The organism is Candidatus Peregrinibacteria bacterium (genome assembly GCA_016699145.1).
GTDB lineage: Bacteria > Patescibacteriota > Gracilibacteria > UBA1369 > 2-02-FULL-48-14.
Genome location: CP064962.1, coordinates 88454 through 105220 on the forward strand (window position 1 = coordinate 88454; position 16767 = coordinate 105220).

Annotated in this window: 14 protein-coding genes and 1 pseudogene; 9 read left to right on the plus strand and 6 right to left on the minus strand. The window is 47.1% G+C overall.

Annotated features, from left to right (window positions below; all coding sequences use genetic code 11):
- Genes IPG41_00515 through pgl form a run of 3 tightly spaced genes read left to right on the plus strand, consistent with a single transcriptional unit; the run spans position 1 to position 2137 of the window.
- A complete protein-coding gene (locus IPG41_00515; protein ID QQR55049.1) occupies positions 1–1014 on the plus strand; it encodes a hypothetical protein in 1014 nt (337 codons plus the stop codon).
- On the plus strand, positions 915–1454 hold the full coding sequence (locus IPG41_00520) for a hypothetical protein (protein ID QQR55635.1): 540 nt from the start codon (positions 915–917) through the stop codon (positions 1452–1454). The genes IPG41_00515 and IPG41_00520 overlap by 100 nt, the downstream gene beginning before the upstream one ends.
- On the plus strand, positions 1451–2137 hold the full coding sequence (gene pgl, locus IPG41_00525) for a 6-phosphogluconolactonase (GenBank protein ID QQR55050.1): 687 nt from the start codon (positions 1451–1453) through the stop codon (positions 2135–2137). Before IPG41_00520 ends, pgl begins: the two co-directional genes overlap by 4 nt.
- Here pgl and IPG41_00530 read toward each other — a convergent pair.
- From IPG41_00530 to fsa, 3 genes and pseudogenes are all read right to left on the minus strand, one after another.
- The gene (locus IPG41_00530; protein QQR55051.1) at positions 2134–4008 is read right to left on the minus strand and encodes a transketolase; all 1875 of its coding nucleotides are present in this window, start codon (positions 4006–4008) and stop codon (positions 2134–2136) included. The two genes, pgl and IPG41_00530, sit on opposite strands and share 4 nt — an antisense overlap.
- Positions 4009–4014: 6 nt before the next feature.
- Positions 4015–5241 (minus strand): glucose-6-phosphate isomerase, encoded by a 1227-nt coding sequence (locus tag IPG41_00535; GenBank protein ID QQR55052.1) that lies wholly within the window; start codon positions 5239–5241, stop codon positions 4015–4017.
- Positions 5238–5884 (minus strand): annotated as a pseudogene (fsa, locus tag IPG41_00540) (fructose-6-phosphate aldolase). Before fsa ends, IPG41_00535 begins: the two are co-directional and overlap by 4 nt.
- 77 nt (positions 5885–5961) lie before the next feature.
- Here fsa and IPG41_00545 point away from each other — a divergent pair.
- From IPG41_00545 to IPG41_00565, 5 genes are all read left to right on the plus strand, one after another.
- Positions 5962–6657, plus strand: a complete 696-nt coding sequence (locus IPG41_00545) for an LOG family protein (GenBank protein QQR55053.1) — start codon at positions 5962–5964, stop codon at positions 6655–6657.
- A gap of 90 nt (positions 6658–6747) precedes the next feature.
- Positions 6748–8553, plus strand: a complete 1806-nt coding sequence (gene typA, locus IPG41_00550; protein QQR55054.1) for a translational GTPase TypA — start codon at positions 6748–6750, stop codon at positions 8551–8553.
- Positions 8554–8557: 4 nt separating this feature from the next.
- The gene (locus tag IPG41_00555; GenBank protein QQR55055.1) at positions 8558–9499 is read left to right on the plus strand and encodes an ABC transporter ATP-binding protein; all 942 of its coding nucleotides are present in this window, start codon (positions 8558–8560) and stop codon (positions 9497–9499) included.
- The gene (locus IPG41_00560; GenBank protein ID QQR55056.1) at positions 9463–10068 is read left to right on the plus strand and encodes an ABC transporter ATP-binding protein; all 606 of its coding nucleotides are present in this window, start codon (positions 9463–9465) and stop codon (positions 10066–10068) included. The genes IPG41_00555 and IPG41_00560 overlap by 37 nt, the downstream gene beginning before the upstream one ends.
- Positions 10061–10297: a hypothetical protein gene (locus IPG41_00565; protein ID QQR55057.1), complete on the plus strand. Its 237-nt coding sequence runs from the start codon at positions 10061–10063 to the stop codon at positions 10295–10297. Before IPG41_00560 ends, IPG41_00565 begins: the two co-directional genes overlap by 8 nt.
- 19 nt (positions 10298–10316) lie before the next feature.
- Here IPG41_00565 and IPG41_00570 read toward each other — a convergent pair whose 3' ends face one another.
- Positions 10317–12494, minus strand: a complete 2178-nt coding sequence (locus IPG41_00570; GenBank protein ID QQR55058.1) for an S-layer homology domain-containing protein — start codon at positions 12492–12494, stop codon at positions 10317–10319.
- Positions 12495–12550: 56 nt separating this feature from the next.
- Between IPG41_00570 and tsaE the strand changes: the two genes are divergently transcribed.
- Positions 12551–12961, plus strand: coding sequence for a tRNA (adenosine(37)-N6)-threonylcarbamoyltransferase complex ATPase subunit type 1 TsaE (tsaE, locus tag IPG41_00575; protein ID QQR55059.1), 411 nt, complete (start codon positions 12551–12553; stop codon positions 12959–12961).
- Here the strand turns inward: tsaE and IPG41_00580 are convergent.
- Positions 12945–14189 (minus strand): peptidoglycan-binding protein, encoded by a 1245-nt coding sequence (locus tag IPG41_00580; protein ID QQR55060.1) that lies wholly within the window; start codon positions 14187–14189, stop codon positions 12945–12947. The genes tsaE and IPG41_00580 overlap by 17 nt on opposite strands.
- Before the next feature lie 135 nt (positions 14190–14324).
- Positions 14325–16763 (minus strand): type IV secretion system DNA-binding domain-containing protein, encoded by a 2439-nt coding sequence (locus IPG41_00585; protein ID QQR55061.1) that lies wholly within the window; start codon positions 16761–16763, stop codon positions 14325–14327.
- Positions 16764–16767 lie beyond the last annotated feature (4 nt).

The window sequence follows — 16767 nt, forward strand, 5'->3', positions numbered from 1 at the left end:
ATGCCAAAAAAAGAAATCCCATTTCAAATCGCTAAAACGCCATTCACTTTGGTGATTTTTGGCGCTTCGGGTTCATTGGCCAGGCTCAAATTGTTCCCCGCCATTTATGAATTGCTCAAAGAAAAACGTCTGACCAAAGAATTCAAAATTGTAGGCTATGCCCGAACGCCCATGAGCAATGAAAAATTCAGAGCCTTTTTCTCAAAATCCATTCATGAACACAATTCTAACGTGGATGAAAAACTGCTCAAAGAATTGTTGAGCCAGGTTTTTTATTTTTCAGGATCTTACGAAGCCGCTGAGGATTATCAAAATTTTAAAAAAGAATTGGAGTCGCTAGAACAAGAAAAAAAACGCATCCGCATCGCTTATTTTTCAGTGCCACCCACCGTCTTTCCGGCCGTGTTTGAAAATTTGGCCAAGGTTAATTTTGACACACCCAAGACCTCCTTGCGTCTGGTCATCGAAAAACCTTTTGGCACCGATTTGAAAAGCGCCAAAACTCTGCAAAAACTTTTAAAAAAACGCTTCAAAAGCGAACAAATTTTCCTGCTGGATCACTACCTGGGCAAAGAGGCCGTCAGCAACTTGCTTTCGCTGCGTTATGCCAATTCCATTCTCACTTCCTTGTTGAGTTCCGAATACGTCGCCAACATTCAAATTTCAGCGCTTGAAAGCAAAGATATTGAAGGTCGCGCCAACTATTTCGATCAAGTTGGGGTTTTAAAAGACATGATCCAATCTCACCTTTTACAGGTCTTGGCATATTTTGCCATTTACGCTCCACGCGAAAAAACGGCTGCTGCCATTCATCATGAAAAAGCACGAGTGCTGCGAGGTGTGACTTTGTATCCCTTGGATGAATCCGTCGTGCGTGGACAATATCGCGGTTATACAAAGAAAAAGGGGTTCCGATCCACTCGCAAACCGAAACCTACGCGGCGCTCAAACTCAAGCTCAAACATGGACTCTGGAAAAACGTGCCCATCTACATTCGTAGTGGAAAATCCTTGAGCCAAAAATGGACTGCAGTAACGATTGAATTCAAGCCCAGAAAAGCTCAGAGAGAGACGCCCAATCTTCCACCGAATCGCATCGTGATCCAACTTCAGCCCTATGAAAAAATTGAATTTCATTTGCTCACCAAATTGGGCGGAAAAACATTCGACTTCCATGAACTCACCACCGGTCGCCCTATTTATTGCAGCGGCGATTGCTTGGTGGAACACGGGCGTTTGCTCCTAGATGTACTCGAAGGACGACAAGATCTGTTTCTCAATTTTGAAGAAATTTTTGAAGCTTGGCGCATCGTCGATCCCATTCAAAAAACTTGTGATCGTATGAAACGCGACCACTGCAAATTGCACATTTATAAAAAAGGCGAGCTGGGCCCCAAAGCCGCCGACCAGCTACTCAAAAAAGATGGATTTAAATGGTTTAACCCTGAAAAATGACCCTACATTCTTTCAGCGACGAAAATGACTTTTGGAAGGCGACTTTGAAGAGCAGCTTGAAAATCATTGAAGAGGCATTGAAAAAGCACGGCCAAGTGCGCATCGGCTTAGCCGGAGGAAGCACGCCTAAAAAACTCTACGAAGACTTGGCTCAAGAAAATTTACCCTGGCAAAAAATCACATGGATTGTAGTGGATGAACGTTATGTGCCCGACGAAGATCCAGAGAGCAATCGGCACATGCTGCGCCAAGCTCTGTTTGAGCCTGCTCACATTCCGCATGAGAATCAAGTCACTTTTGATATCACTTTGAGTCCTGAAGAAGCCACAATAGGAATGAGTCAAAAACTTAAGCGTTTGGAAGAGGCTCGCATGCCCCTCTTCGATTTGCTCATTTTAGGTGCAGGCAAAGACGGTCACATCGCTTCACTATTTGAAGGTGATCCTCATTTGCACACCAAGGAACTGGCCTACACAGTGCACGCTCCAGCTGAATATAAAACCACTCAACGACTCACTCTTTCTTTAAGAATCCTCAGTCATTCCACTCGTGGGCTACTCTTGTTGAAAGGGAAGGAAAAAAGATCTGTACTGAAAACCCTTGAAGGGGAACCCATTCTTCCTCTCACAGCTTTGAAAAGTCTCACCGCAAAAGTACCTACGGAAGTGTTTTTTTGCCCTTAAAAGAGGGCTTTAGTGGCTTCCACAACAGCCTCAATCCCGAGTCCCGCTTTCCCATAGAGTTCATCCGAGCTTCCCGACAGTTGATACTTTGAAACGCCCAGTCGCTTCACGGGTACCAGAACTCCCGCTTCAAACAAAGCTTCTTGCACAAAACTGCCGAGTCCGGTGTCAATATTGTGATCATGCACCGTCACTACGCGTCCCGTTTTCTTAGCGCTGGCCGCTACTGTTTCGAAATCAAAAGGGATGAAGCTACTCACAGCAATCACCTCGATGTCGCCACCCAGTTGTTCTGCCGCCTTCAGCGCATAGATCACCATGGGTCCGCTCGCGACGATCGTCGCTCGCTTGCCCTCTCTAAGCACATCCGCCTTGCCAGGGTTAAACTCATAGTCACCCGCAAAGAACGGAGTGCCATCTTCGCGCAAAATCACAGGGATTTTGGAACGCCCCATGCGCACATAAACATTGCCAGGATGACTCGCCACGTAACGAATAATGCGGTCGCATTGGTTGGGGTCGGCGGGTTCAAAAATCTGAGTGTGAAAAAATCCAGCAAAGGAACTGATGTCATCAATCGCTTGGTGGGTCGGTCCATCTTCGCCAACCGAAAGTCCGCAGTGCGTGGCCACCATTTTCACATTGGTTTCATTGATGTCGTTGACACGCGCTTGATCCTTAGCACGACTCGTCATGAAGGCACCGAAAGTGCTGCAGAAGGGCACAAAGCCGCGCAGTGAAAGTCCACCCGCAGCGCTGACCATATGTTGCTCCGCAATGCCACATTCAATGTGCCGCTGCGGGAAAAGTTTTTTCACACCATCGGTTTTCACACTTTCCGCAAGGTCTGCCGTCATCGCCAGCACATGCGGATTCAAAGTCGCAAGCTCAGCCAGTGCTGCTCCATACGCACCGCGGCAGTCGGTCATCACATCGGCGGCATAGGTTTTAGCTTCGCCTGGATTCACCGGCGCCACTTCCACGTCCATAGGAGTTTTGATCGCGATCTTCAAGCCAGCAAGCCCTCTATCCAAAACCCCCTGTTCTTCTGCTGAAAGTTCAATGATCCCTACCGCCGCAGCTGCTTCCTCTTTTTTAGGAGATTTTCCATGCCAGTCCGATTTTTTTTCCAGACCTTTGCCTTCCATGAATTCGATGCCTTTACCCATCACGGTTTTGCCCAAAATCACGCTGGGTCGGTCCGTCACTGCCTCTGCCTCTTGAATAGCTGCCCACAGCGCTTGCAAATCATGGCCGTCGACTTCTTGCACGTGCCACCCGGCCGCTTCATAGTGACCGCGAATGTTGATCGGCATAATCGCCTCCAGTGAATCCGTGAGTTGCACTTCGTTATAGTCCACAAAGAGCAGCAAATTGTTGAGCTTGTATTTCGCAGCAAAATTCATCATTTCATAAGCTTGGCCTTCTTGTTGCTCCCCATCACCCATCAGCAAAAATACCATTCCCTCCCGCTTCGCGAGTTGATCTCCAAGGGCGAAAGCGCTCGCTACGCTCGCGCCAATCCCCAGCGGCCCCGTTCCATAAAAAATACCAGGAATTTTGCGGTTCACATGCCCTTCATAAATATCCGTCGGACGTCTGAAATTCGAAATCACCCTTTCTTTCGGAATCACTTTGAGTTCCGCCAAAACCGAATACACAGCCGGTGAAATGTGTCCGTTCGAAACCACCACCGCTTCGTTGCTTTCCGCAATGCGCTGGGTGTAAATCAGCGAAAGGTAGTCGATACACGACAAAGAGCCGCCCGGATGCCCCGATTGCGCCTGAGCCACCATCCTCAGAATGCTTTGACGACAGGACTTGGCGAAGGCCTGGGTGAAAGCGATTTGATCGGAGGAAAGGGGAGTCATGAGGGCCTAAGTGAGGAGTTGCCGAGTGAGCTTTTTGCTGAGCTCCACTCCCGGTTGGTCGAACGCGTTTATCTTATAATACTCGCCCAAAAAGGCAATGCTACATTCAAAAAACATGAAGAGCTGGCCAAGTTCATAAGCATTCACTTCCGGAATTTCAATCGTGAGGTTGGGCTTTTTATACTCTGAAACCGCCTGGCGTGTGCCCTTCAATTCTGTCGCCATGAGTTCTGCAAAACGCAGTCCCGACAAATAACGCATTCTAGTATTGTCGACTTCTGGAATAAGAGGAGAGTCTTGATGCAAAACTTCGAGGAAGCAAAACAGTTTATCCGTCGGACCTTCATTATAAAGTTGCAGTTGAGAGTGTTGATCCGTCACACCCAGCGCCGTCACCGGTGTGAGTCCGCGCCCCTCTTTACCAATGCTTTCGGCCAACAACTGCCGGTACCAATCGGCCAAACTGTGCAGCCGCGTAGAATAAGGCATCATCACGGTCATGGGGATGCCTCGTTCCCATTCCAGCAAATATTGCACCGCAGCCATTTGAAAGGGCAGGTTCAATTCCATTTCGTGAGCCTCAAAGTTTCGCTCCATGTCTTCCGCTCCTTTCAAAAGTGCTTCCACATCCAGACCTAAAAGAGCAGCAGGGAAGAGGCCCACCGGGCTCAGCACAGAAAAGCGCCCCCCCACACTTTTGGGAATATCGAGCATGGGAATCCCCAGCGCTCGTCCCATTTTGCGCAGCTCACCTTCTTCAGGATCAGTGATGAACACAAAATTGTCCTTCGAAACTTTTTCTTTAAAATAAAAATACTGAGCCATGGTTTCAGGAGTCGTGCCACTTTTTGTAATGACCACAAACAAAGTTTTATCTAAGTTTAAAAGGCTTTCCACCGCCCCCACGGTGTCTAAATTGTCGAGCACAAAAAGACGAGGTCCCGCTCCAAAATTCCAAAAAGAACCCAAAAGCGCATCGCGCAAACAAGTCACTCCAAGGGCGCTTCCGCCAATGCCAAGCACCACAATGTCTTTAAAACGGACCTCCAGTTTCTTTGCCAGTTTTAAGCTCGAAAGCAAAGCGCTTTTAACTTTGGGCAATTGATGAAAACTTTGTTCTCGTCTGAAAAAATTCTCTAAAAAAACAGGGATTTTGGCCTCCTCTTCTTTCAATTTGGACCAAGGAAGGCCATGAAAACCAAGTTCAATGAGGGCGTCGAGTTTCAGTTTCATCGTTGGGTGGATTTCCAATCTTTTAAAAATTTTTCAAGCCCCACGTCGGTCAAAGGATGGTGCAAGAGTTTTTCAAAAACACCATAGGGAAGGGTCACAATATCTGCACCCATGCGAGCCACCTCCGTAACCTGGCGAGGATGGCGCACGCTGGCCACCAAAATTTCAGTTTCAAAGCCGTAATTGTCAAAATTTGGATGATTTCAGAGACCAAACTCAGTCCATCTTCTCCATTTTCATCCAGCCGTCCAATGAAAGGGCTCACATAACGAGCCCCCGCCTTTGCTGCCAAAAGTGCCTGATTCGCCGAAAAAATCAAAGTGACATTGGTCGAAACTCCAAAACGCCTCAACTCCCTCACGGCTTGGAGCCCCTCTACCGTCATCGGCACCTTCACCACGATGTTCTCAGCCCATTTGGCATATTTCTTGCCTTCTTCCACCATAGTTTTTACATCTTCACTCAGCACTTCCATGCTCACGGGCCCCACGGCTTGCTTGCAAATGGCCTTCAAATGCTTTTCCACATTCACTTTCCCCTCCTTAGAAAGCAGAGTAGGATTGGTCGTAACGCCATCCAAAATGCCCCACGCCGAAACCGTTTCAATTTCCTTCAAATTCGCAGTGTCTAAAAAGAGTTTCATGGCACGGGATGAGAGGTACATTGACCATAGCATTTCTTCCTAAATTTTGCTATAATAAAAAGATTAATTTCATCACCATGGATCCACTCCCCTTTGAATTGCAAGAAGAATTGCTCCAAAACGAATTTCGCGTCACCATTTTTGGCTCCGCAAGAGTCAAACCCGAAGACCCCGTTTATAAAGACGTTTTCAATCTGGCTAAAGGGGTAGGGGAAATGGGGGCTGACGTGATCACAGGAGGAGGCCCAGGCCTGATGGAGGCGGCCAGCATGGGACACAAGGCCGGGGATAAGGAAAATAAATTCAAAAGCATTGGGATCAACATCGTGCTGCCCTTCGAACAAAAACCCAATCCAGGTTTAGAATACGTAGAAAATCATGAACTCTTCTCAACCCGTTTGGATGAATTCATGCTGCTGTCGAACGTCGTGATCGTCACACCCGGTGGCATTGGAACTTGTTTAGAGCTTTTTTACACTTGGCAACTTTTGCAAGTGCGTCACATTTGTCAAATGCCCATTGTCCTGGTGGGAAAAATGTGGAGAAAGCTTGTGGAATGGGTTATAGACAATCCGCTCAAAGATCATTATCTCGATTCCAAAGATCTGCATTTTGTGGTGATCGTAGACAATTATAAGCAAGCCTTGACTGTGGTAAAAGAGGCTAAAAAACACTTCGACCAAGGCACCCATCAAAGTTGCCAAAATTGGCAGCAGTACGGGAAGAAAATCCCCAAGTTGGAAGCTTTCCTTTCCCAGAGTGAGAAGGAGTAGAGCTGCATTTGGACTTCCCTCATGCTTTTAGGTTGCCAAACCATAAAATTGCTGTAGAGTCTTTGGGCAGCCTCTTTAAAAGCACCCTCAATGGAAATTCGAAACATCGCCATCATCGCCCACGTAGACCATGGTAAAACCACCCTCGTGGATGCACTTTTGAAAGCCGGCGGTGCCTTTGAAGCCCATGAAACCGTAGAGATTTGCGTGATGGACAGCAACGACCAAGAAAAAGAACGGGGCATCACCATTTATGCTAAAAACTGTGCCATCTCTTACAAAGGGACCAAAATCAACATCGTGGACACCCCAGGCCACGCCGATTTCGGATCGGAAGTGGAACGAGTGCTCCGCACTGTGGACGCTGTAGTCCTGGTGGTGGACGCCTACGAAGGCCCCATGCCTCAGACCAAATTCGTGCTCCGCAAATCCCTTGAACTCGGACTCAAAGTGCTCGTGGTCATCAACAAAATCGATAAACCCACTGCTCGCCCTGATCAAGTGCTCAACGAAATCTTTGACCTTTTCGTGACTCTTGGTGCCAACGACGCTCAGCTCGACTTCCCTTACATTTACGCAATCGCTCGTGAAGGAGTGGCCATCCGCCAGCTCACCGATGAACGCAAGGACATCACCCCTTTGCTCGACTTCGTGCTCGAACACGTGAAGCCCGCACCCGCAGACCTCGAAAAAGCTTTTCGCATGCAACCTGCTACCTTGGCCTACGACAACTTCCTAGGTCGCATGGGGGTGGGACGCGTCTACGAAGGAAAAATTCAAACCGGAAAAATGGTGACTATCATCAACAGAGATGGGGAACGCCGCCAAGCGCGCATCAGCAAACTCTTCACTTATAAGGGCCTCCAACGTGTAGAAGTGTCAGAAATCGTAGCCGGAGACATTGTAGCGATGGCCGGAATCCCTGACATTGACGTGGGCGAAACCATCGCCAGCGAAGCCACTGCCGAAGCCCTTCCTTCCATCGGAATCGATCCTCCATCCCTCGCCATCGAGTTCATGGTGAACGATTCCCCTTTTGCCGGTAAAGAAGGGAAATTCGTGACCAGCCGCCACATCAAGGAACGCCTCGAACGCGAAATGGAGACGAATGTGGGACTCAAAATCGAAGGCGTGGACAACAGCGACACCATCAAGGTCTACGGACGTGGAGAAATGCAAATCGCCGTTTTGATCGAAACCATGCGTCGCGAAGGCTATGAGCTTCAAATATCTCAGCCCGAAGTCGTGATGCACCAAGAGGAAGGCAAACTCATGGAACCGATTGAAACCGCCGTGATCAACGTGCCCGATGAGATGGCCGGAAAAGTGATCGAAATGATGGGGAAACGAAAAGGAGAAATGAAGAACATGCGTTCTGAAAATGGAAACACGCTGCTTGAATTTGAAGTGCCCACTCGTGGGCTGCTCGGCTTTCGCTCCGTGTTCATGATTGTGACCAGTGGGGAAGGAACCGTATACCACTCTTTCGAACGTTTTGCACCTCACAAAGGAACCATCGACAAGCGCAGCGTGGGCTCCATGATTTCGGGTGAACCGGGAACCGCCATGGCTTATTCCATCTGGAAACTTCAAGAACGTGGACCTTTCTTTATTGGACCTCAAACTGAAGTTTACGAAGGCATGATCATTGGAGAACACAACCAAGGCACCGACATCGTGGTGAACGTGACCAAAAACAAGAAACTCACCAACGTGCGCGCTTCTGGTACCGACGAAGCCCTCACCCTGACCCCCGTCATCCCCATGACTTTGGAACGGGCCATCGAGTACATCAAGGACGACGAACTTGTAGAAATCACACCAAAAAACATCCGTCTTCGCAAAAAATACCTAAGCGAGAACGAGCGAAAACGTTTTGGGAACAAAAATGCATAGAAATATGCCCTACAAGACACGCCAACTCATTGCCGATCTTTGGACCTACATTCAACCTTACAAGCAACGCTTTTTTGCGGGAAGTTTTTTAAGAATTTCCAGCGACGTGATTTGGCTTTACCCACCTTGGGCGCTCAGCCAGATCATCAATTTTGCGACCACTTATGAGTCCGGCCAATCCTTGCAAGAATTTTGGATGCTCTGGGCCAGCGTCTGTATTTTGGCCGTTTATCATTATTTGACGCACGACGGAGCCAAGTACCTCATTTATCAACTCTCAGAACGGATGCGTCTCGATGCCATTCAAAAAGCAGTGCGGCACATTTTTAAATTAGATCCCGATTGGCATGAAAAAGAAAACAGTGGAAACAAAATTCAGCGCATCCACAAAGCAGGTGAAAGTTTGGATCAAATGATGCGGCTTTACGTGGATCTTTGCATCGAATCCACCATCAACGTCATTGGAATCACCATCGTTCTTTTAACAATGGGAACTTGGGTGGGAGGCATCATGCTGCTGTTCTTTCTGACCTATTATTTAATTTCGCGCAAAATGATGCACAGAGCCTCACAGCGTTCCTTGGAATGTAATGTGGAATGGGAACAATACGAAGGCGTGCTCTTTGAATCAGTGAACAACATCGCCACCATTCGTTCGCTTGGATTTTGGAAACCCATCATGGCCTGGCTGCAAAGACGATCAGTGACCCTGTATGCCACCATTCGCCGCCGCATTTTTTGGTATCGCACGCGTTCCGCCACTCTCAATTTATGGAGAGAAGCGTTTAGACAATGCCTCATTTGGTACGTAGTTTTTCAGGTTCTTCAAGGCCATTTGGAAGTGGGCAGCATCGCCCTTGTGCTTTTGTATTTTCAAAAATCACCGATTCCGCCAGTGAACTTTCGGAAGTGGCCTATCAATTCGAATTGGGCCGCATTGCCCTGATGCGTTTTCATGAAATGCTCGATGCCCTTCCCACTGCAGAACTTTCCGGCACAGAAGCGTTTCCTAAAAAGTGGAGTCAACTCACCGTGAACCATTTGAGTTTCGCCTACGAAAGCAACAAGGTTTTAAAAGAGCTTTCTTTCACCGTGAAGCGCGGTGAAAAAATAGGGATAGTGGGTCTTTCGGGAGCGGGAAAATCCACTCTTTTTAAATTGCTGCTCAAACTTTACGACCGCTATGAAGGTTCCATCACTTTTGAAGGACAGGAGCTCAAAGACATAAAGCGAGAATCTTACCTGCAGCATTTTTCTTACGTTCCTCAAGAAACAGAACTTTTCAACCTTTCTTTAAAAGACAACATCACCTTGGCCTTGGATCAGGAAGTGAATGAAGAACATTTTAAAAAAGCCATCGAAATCGCTCACGTTAAAGATTTTCTTCACAAATTGCCCAAGGGGGTCGACTCTTTGATCGGTGAAAAAGGAGTGAAACTTTCGGGGGGCGAGAGGCAGCGAGTGGGCATCGCACGGGCCGTTTATAAAAATCCTGAGCTGCTTTTTTTTGGATGAAGCCACTTCTCATCTAGATGCAGAATCGGAATCCAAAATTCAGGAAACTCTGCATGAATTTTTTAAAGGAGTCACGGCCATAGTCATTGCACATCGCCTCTCCACACTCAAAGAAATGGATCGCATTTTAGTGCTATCGAAAGGTCAAATTTTGGAAGAAGGAACTTTCAAATCCTTGCTTGAAAAGAAAGGGATTTTTCACAGCTTGTGGGAAAAGCAAGCGCTTTGAGATGGCCTCTAGTGTAGCTCTAATAATCACTCGGCTTATTCAAAGGGGAATAAGCATTTTCACCATTGTCCAAAACCGTGATGAAGCGATAAATGACTTCGGCAACCTCTGCACGGCTCATGGGCTCAGCAGGTTCAAAAGTGGATCCTTCTAAGGGGAAGATGTTTTTTTCTTTGGCATAAGCCACATAAGGAGCATACCAAGAGAGCTTGTTCACATCTTCATAAGGATTTTCTACAACGGCAGGATCGACATTCACATCCAGCACATTGAAGAGCATTTTAAGGAATTCCACGCGATTCACCCCTTGAGTGGGTTTAAAACTTCCATCCGAATATCCTTCCACCACGCCCAAAGAATGGGCAGTCGCGAGGTAGGGGTAATACCATTCTCCTTTTTGAGTGTCTGAGAAAGTAACCTTCAATTTAGAACTGACAGGTTCTTCCAAGCCCGAGAAAATAAACTTCAAAGCCTCCACTCGCGAAACCGTGCGGCTGGCTTGAAAAGTGCCATCGGGGTAGCCCTGAATGGTTCCCTGACGGTACAAATAATTCACGGCTTCATAAAAATCATCGTCTTCTGAAAAATCATTGAAAAGACGAGCTGTCAATACTTCAGAAACGCCGGTTTTAAGTCCATGTTTGAACTGAAGAATCACGCTTTCGCTCGATTTCCCGACAAAACGAATTTCCGCAACGCCGCGATCAAAATCTTCATTGCGCACCTGGTCGGGTTCCAGCGTCCCATCTCCTTGGAGCAAAGAAATCTCAATGGTTCCATATTCTTCAAAATTCACCACTCGGTTTCCATCTTTATCCAAAGCTTGAACTTGGATGATTTCATTTTTACCGGGTACAAAAGTTCCGTCGTGAACAATGGAAAAGTGGTCAAAATCCCCTTCTTCAGCCAGCAATTCTATGTCCGAAGAGTCCACACTTATGCCTCCAAAATGTGCACTCACGCTCACTTTGCCCTTGCGATCTCCATACACTTTCACGGTGGCCTCACCATCATCAAAGGCATAGCGATCCAAACTGCTGCGATTCAAAGAAGCCACGGAGCTGTCTGAGAGGCTCACATTCACCGTTCCCTCAAAAGTCGCGTCGTCTTCAACGACTTCTCCTTCTTCATCGAGCAAATAGAGGTGCACGGTTTCTTGCTCACCCACTTCAATCAAAGAAGGCACTTGAATCAGCAAACGAGAAAAATCTTCCCCTTGGATTTGTTCTGGGGCAGCCTGCGGCTCTTCTTCTTTGGGTTCTTCAGGGTCTTCCTCTTGCACCTCATCCTCTTCGTCTGGCTTCACTTCGGGTTCGTCGTCAAAAGTCGCCTCAGAGTCCAAGTGCTCTTGAACGAATTCCATCGGATTTTCTGTATACGCATAAAGATTGTCTTGCCCCACTCCATAGTTCACCGCATCCCAAAAATCATAGCCAGCCGCACTGGCCTGCGCACTGGTGAAAGGCCAGTAAGGGTGCCAAGGGGCAGAGTCGTTGTCGATTTGAAAATGCAAATGAAAAGTGGTTGCCGTTCCGGTATCTCCCACTTCTCCTAAAATCTCCCCTTTATTGATTTTACTGCCTTCACTCACAAAAATTTGATCCAAGTGAGCATAGGTCGAAAAAAGCGTGGTGGTCTGGCTGGGACTGTCGGGATTGGGTACACCGCTGTGTCGAATCACCACATAATTCCCCCAACTGCCGGAGCTACTGGCCGTCTCAACCACTCCATTGGCAATGGCATAAATCGGAGTGTCCTTAAGAGTTTTGATGTCCACGGCGGGATGACTTCCACAGTCTTCTCCACACGAATTGAGCTCATAGTTCCCGGCATAAGGCACCGAATAGGTGATTTGTGCATTGCGAATTTTCTTATCTTTGTCAGACCAACTCAAACCTTCCAAAGGCACAGTCAAAACGTCATTGTCATACTCTGGAAGAGCCAAAAACTTGGAGGAAGGAAGTTCAGAATAAATCAGCGCATTTTGCCCGCTAGAAAGATTGCTCCAATCGGGCACTTTTTGTATGGGCATCACTGTGCCATCAAAAGGATCTTGCTTCACCGTGCTGCTCACAGAGCTGAGATAATTGTCTCCGCCGCCAATACTCACGGTAAAAACCGAAGTGGCGAGCAAAGACAAAATTCCCAGCCAATGACGGCGATTTGCGGTGGCTAAGAGTAGGCGGACTTTTCCCATATTTGTTTTTGTTTATATAAATCTATAAATTATAGCGGATTTCCATTTTTTTTTCAATGCTACAAAGGACCCACAGTCCCGAAGAAACCAAAGCCCTGGCTCGGCAGTGGATCGCGGCTCACCCCACAATAAAGCTTTGGTTTTTAAAAGGGGACTTGGGGGCGGGCAAAACCTGCTTTGTAAAAGGCATCGCTACTTTTTTTGGAAGCCCAGAAAATCAGGTTAAAAGCCCCACGTTTTCTTTCATTGAAGTGCACGACAACTGGGTGCATGTGGATCTTTATCGTTTACAGGAAGAAGACGTTTTCTTAAACCAAGAATTGGAAGAGCATCTGCAAGCCGGGCGCACATTGTTCATTGAATGGCCTCAGCGCCTACTCAGTTGGCAAAATCGTCCGCATGCCGAAATTCAATTCACTCATCAAGGCGAAACGGAGCGGGAATTGAAGCTCACTCTTCTTTCTTAAGCGCGGCTATCCTTTCATTCGGCAAAGAGAGCGTCTTTCGTCCAGTGGAAATTTCTTCGCGTTGATAAGCAAACTGCATTTTAGCCGAGTAACGAGCCTCAACAATAGCATTCAAAAGGCTTCGCGTTTGAGGCCCCAAATAACCAGCACCCGCATCACTTTTAGTCGCCACTAAACCTTGAGCTTGTTGAAATTTAAAGAGGGCATGTTCGGTGCTTTCCCCAAAATAGCCGGTGGCAGCTAGGCGTAAATAGCCCAAGCGATTCAATTCTTCCTGAAGCAAAGTCACACTTTCTCCAGAATCTCCCAAGCCCAGCGCATTCGAAAAGAGGATTTTTTGCTCATACAAATCATGATGTTTCATGAGCAGATTCTCTCCTTGTTTTTCTTCCAAAAGATTCGCGCCTTGTTCAGGATTTTTGATCAAAGCATCAAATTGGCGACGGGTCTTGATGCCAAAATGGCCGGCACCCAGTTCATCGGGGCCCGCGACGATCCCAAAATCCAATTGAAAGGCATAAATGGCCTCAGCCGTGGATGCGCCATAAAATCCATCTGGTTCCATGTTCAAATAACCCCACTCTTTTAAATGAGTTTGCATCTTTCGAATGGATTCACTGCTTTTTCCAAAATAAAGATCATCGGGGAATTCCAAAGGGCTTAAGAAGATTTGAGTGGCCAAGTTTTCAACACTGGAATAGGCGTCAAAATAGACCAGTTCCTCCAATTCTTCATTCATTCCATAAACATAGACTTCCACAGTGCGTTTCCCCCAACCCAGGGCGTCTCTAAGGCCTTCGTCGCCCTTTCCCATCCAAACATCCAGGCGGTCATAACCGTTCCCTCGGTTCCCAGCCGTCACAATAGCCCCTCCTCGATCGTGCACAGAGGTCAGACCAATGCCGGGAATATACATTTTCGTTCCAAAAGCATAAGTTTTAGGTGCGGCAATCATTCCTGGGAAAACCGGAGTTCCATCCGCTCCGTTGGTTCCATTTCCATTGAGGCGAATATCACCTTCATAGGAGCCCGTCACATAATATTCCTGACCCGGTAAAGGCGAGTAATAAGCCGTAATGATGAAGGTTTGCACGGTGTAATCCGGTTGATCTGCAGGTGGAGGAGGCACTTCGGTAGCCTGAGCAGTCGCTTCCAAAACGCCCGGGCAAACTTGCAGGGCGAGTACAGCAGCTATATAGAGCAGTGCAGAGCTTCGTTTGAACTTCATTTTTGTTTTGGTTTTATTTTTGAATTTCTTCTAATTATAGCAGAAAACTCCCTTCTCTGCCGCCAAGTACTGTAGACAAATATAAGGAAAATGCTCAAATATTCCCTGCTTCACTCTGTTTTTTTGAGAGGGTCTCTAAACCAAAGTCCCCAATCTTCTAAAGATTTCACGTTCCACAAATTCCTTATCGCGCCCAAATTTTAGGCGAGAGAGTTGCTTGTAAGCCTCGGCGGCCTCGGCATCGCCTTTCTCCAAATAAGGGTTCACAGGAATAATACTGAACGGCTTTGAAGGCTGAGTATCGATGGAAAGTTTCATCACAGCCTTGAATTTATCTATGTTGATCAAGTCTTGATCGCTGAAGACCGGGGCCATTTCTTTGGCCATGTACTCGGCATCCTGGGCGCCAATTTTATAAGCCATCATGCTCCCCACGTTACCGAAGATGGCATCTTTAAGGTTTGCGCCCTTCTTGCCCTTGTCTTGCTCCAACTGAGCCAGATACTGATGGGCCATCACAAGCCCCAGGCGGTATTTACGCGCTTCAGATAAAATCACTTCAATAGAGTCGGTCACATAGTTTTGGAACTCATCGATGTAAAGAAAGAAGTCGCGACGCTCCTCTTTGGGCAAGCGCTGACGACGCAAGGCAGCCACCTGTAATTTGGACACAATGATCATACCGAGCAGTTTACTGTTGATGTCTCCGGTTTCCCCTTTGGACAGATTCATGAGCAAAATTTTGCCCTTATTCATGATTTCAGCAAAATCGAAGGCACTGCGGGTTTGACCAATAATATTGCGCATCAATCCATTGGTCACGAATTGACCGAATTTGGCCGCAAAATAGGGAATCATTTCTTGCTTTTCACGAGCACCGGTCTTGGCCATTTGCTGCTCCCAGAACGATTTCACAATGGGGTTTTTCAAATCTTTGGTGCGTTCGTATTGAAAGTCGTCATCGGTAAAGAGACGCACCATGTCGGTGAGACAGCCTCCGTCTTTATATTCCATCAACGTGAGACAGCCGTTGCGGAAATAATCCTGAATACGAGGGCCAAAAATCTCTTCGTCAAAAAGTTTGATCATAATATTCATCGCATCCAGTGCCACCATGTCGCGCTCTTCCGGGCTTTCTGCTTCAAGCAAGTTGAGGCCCATCGGTCGCTCCAAATCGGCTGGATTGAAATAGATCACATCATCGGCACGCTCACGAGGAATGAAAGGTAAAATGTCATCAATGAGCTGCCCATGCGGATCAATGATGGCGCAGCCTTTTCCATTCTTAAAATCTTGGCGAATCATCACCTGCAAAATCGAAGATTTACCAGTACCTGTTTGTCCAATCACGTAAAAGTGACGAAAGCGATCTTCATTCTTCATGTGAATTTCGGTGCTCACTCCACGATAGATGTTGTGACCCAATAAAATCCCTTCTTTAGGAACGTTGGCAGGCACAGGGGCAATCTTATAATTCTGCCAATTGATGGTGGGTGCTTTATTGTAACGAATATTGGGCAAATGAAACACGCTGACGATTTCTTCCGGACACAAAATCATCTTATGCACATGAAAAGGTTTGCGCATGTCTCGCATCAAAAAACGCTGCACAATGGGGCCAATGTAATTTTCTTTATGATGAAAAGCATTGTTGTCGGTGGTGCTGTACTGAGCAAAGGCCCCTTTCATGCTCGAAAGCAGAGCCTCCGCCTTATGATGGGAATCGGAAACGGCAATCAGGCGCAGCACCGCTTCATAACCGATTTGAGTGTTCTTCTCTTCAATCGCCTTCACCTGTTCATCCACCATCGGCGTGGAGCGATTGGGGCTGTCGTGACCGGCCACAGCTTCCCCTCTAAATAGAATGCTGAGCATGTCTCCGAACCAAACAAAAGGATTGAGAGAATGAAAGAAACCACCATGCTTGCCCTCTAAAATATTTTTAGCTTCTTCACGGCCCTTTTTTTGCCAGCCATTTTTAAGTGGACGAAGCATGAGTTGAATGGCGGCACTTTCTTGAGGTTCCAGCTTGGAAAGCACATTGGTCATGTTATTGAGAGGGTCCGCCGTCATGCGCTGATAAGTGCGGATGGGGAAGGGGTAATGCTTAGCCAAACACAAGTAAGCAGCCGCCACCTTGGAGCCCTTTTGAAACAGATTGTAATCCGATTCTTCTTCCACATAACTGTCAGGGAAAAATGAAGTGATTTGCTTTTCCACGAGCACAATGAGCGGACGGGGCACCACAAGATAAAAATCAATCAAATTGTTTCGTGCTACATATTCACAAGAAAGAAAATCGTTTCCAAAAAAATGATAGCGCCAAGTGGAGTCATCAATCGCCGCCAAAGCCTCAAAAAACTGCTTCATAATACCCGCCGTATCCTTAAAATCTCGATTCGCACCCATGGAGTCCGACTCACTTTCACGATCCTCTTTAGATTCTTTCTTTGGAATACGAATCTTTAAAAAAGTCATATTCAAAGATCGGCGGTGGTCAGCATGATGGTGCAGCCACCACAGGGTGCCCCAAAGAGTCACGAGTACAAGGAAAACAATGAAGGCGTAGATCATGTCG

Coding starts and splice junctions, on each gene's coding strand:
- IPG41_00515 (QQR55049.1), top strand. CDS start 1: ATGCCAAAAAAAGAAATCCCATTTCAAATCGCTAAAACGCCATTCACT.
- pgl (QQR55050.1), top strand. CDS start 1,451: ATGACCCTACATTCTTTCAGCGACGAAAATGACTTTTGGAAGGCGACT.
- IPG41_00530 (QQR55051.1), bottom strand. CDS start 4,008: ATGACTCCCCTTTCCTCCGATCAAATCGCTTTCACCCAGGCCTTCGCC.
- IPG41_00535 (QQR55052.1), bottom strand. CDS start 5,241: ATGAAACTGAAACTCGACGCCCTCATTGAACTTGGTTTTCATGGCCTT.
- IPG41_00545 (QQR55053.1), top strand. CDS start 5,962: ATGGATCCACTCCCCTTTGAATTGCAAGAAGAATTGCTCCAAAACGAA.
- typA (QQR55054.1), top strand. CDS start 6,748: ATGGAAATTCGAAACATCGCCATCATCGCCCACGTAGACCATGGTAAA.
- IPG41_00555 (QQR55055.1), top strand. CDS start 8,558: ATGCCCTACAAGACACGCCAACTCATTGCCGATCTTTGGACCTACATT.
- IPG41_00570 (QQR55058.1), bottom strand. CDS start 12,494: ATGGGAAAAGTCCGCCTACTCTTAGCCACCGCAAATCGCCGTCATTGG.
- tsaE (QQR55059.1), top strand. CDS start 12,551: ATGCTACAAAGGACCCACAGTCCCGAAGAAACCAAAGCCCTGGCTCGG.
- IPG41_00580 (QQR55060.1), bottom strand. CDS start 14,189: ATGAAGTTCAAACGAAGCTCTGCACTGCTCTATATAGCTGCTGTACTC.
- IPG41_00585 (QQR55061.1), bottom strand. CDS start 16,763: ATGATCTACGCCTTCATTGTTTTCCTTGTACTCGTGACTCTTTGGGGC.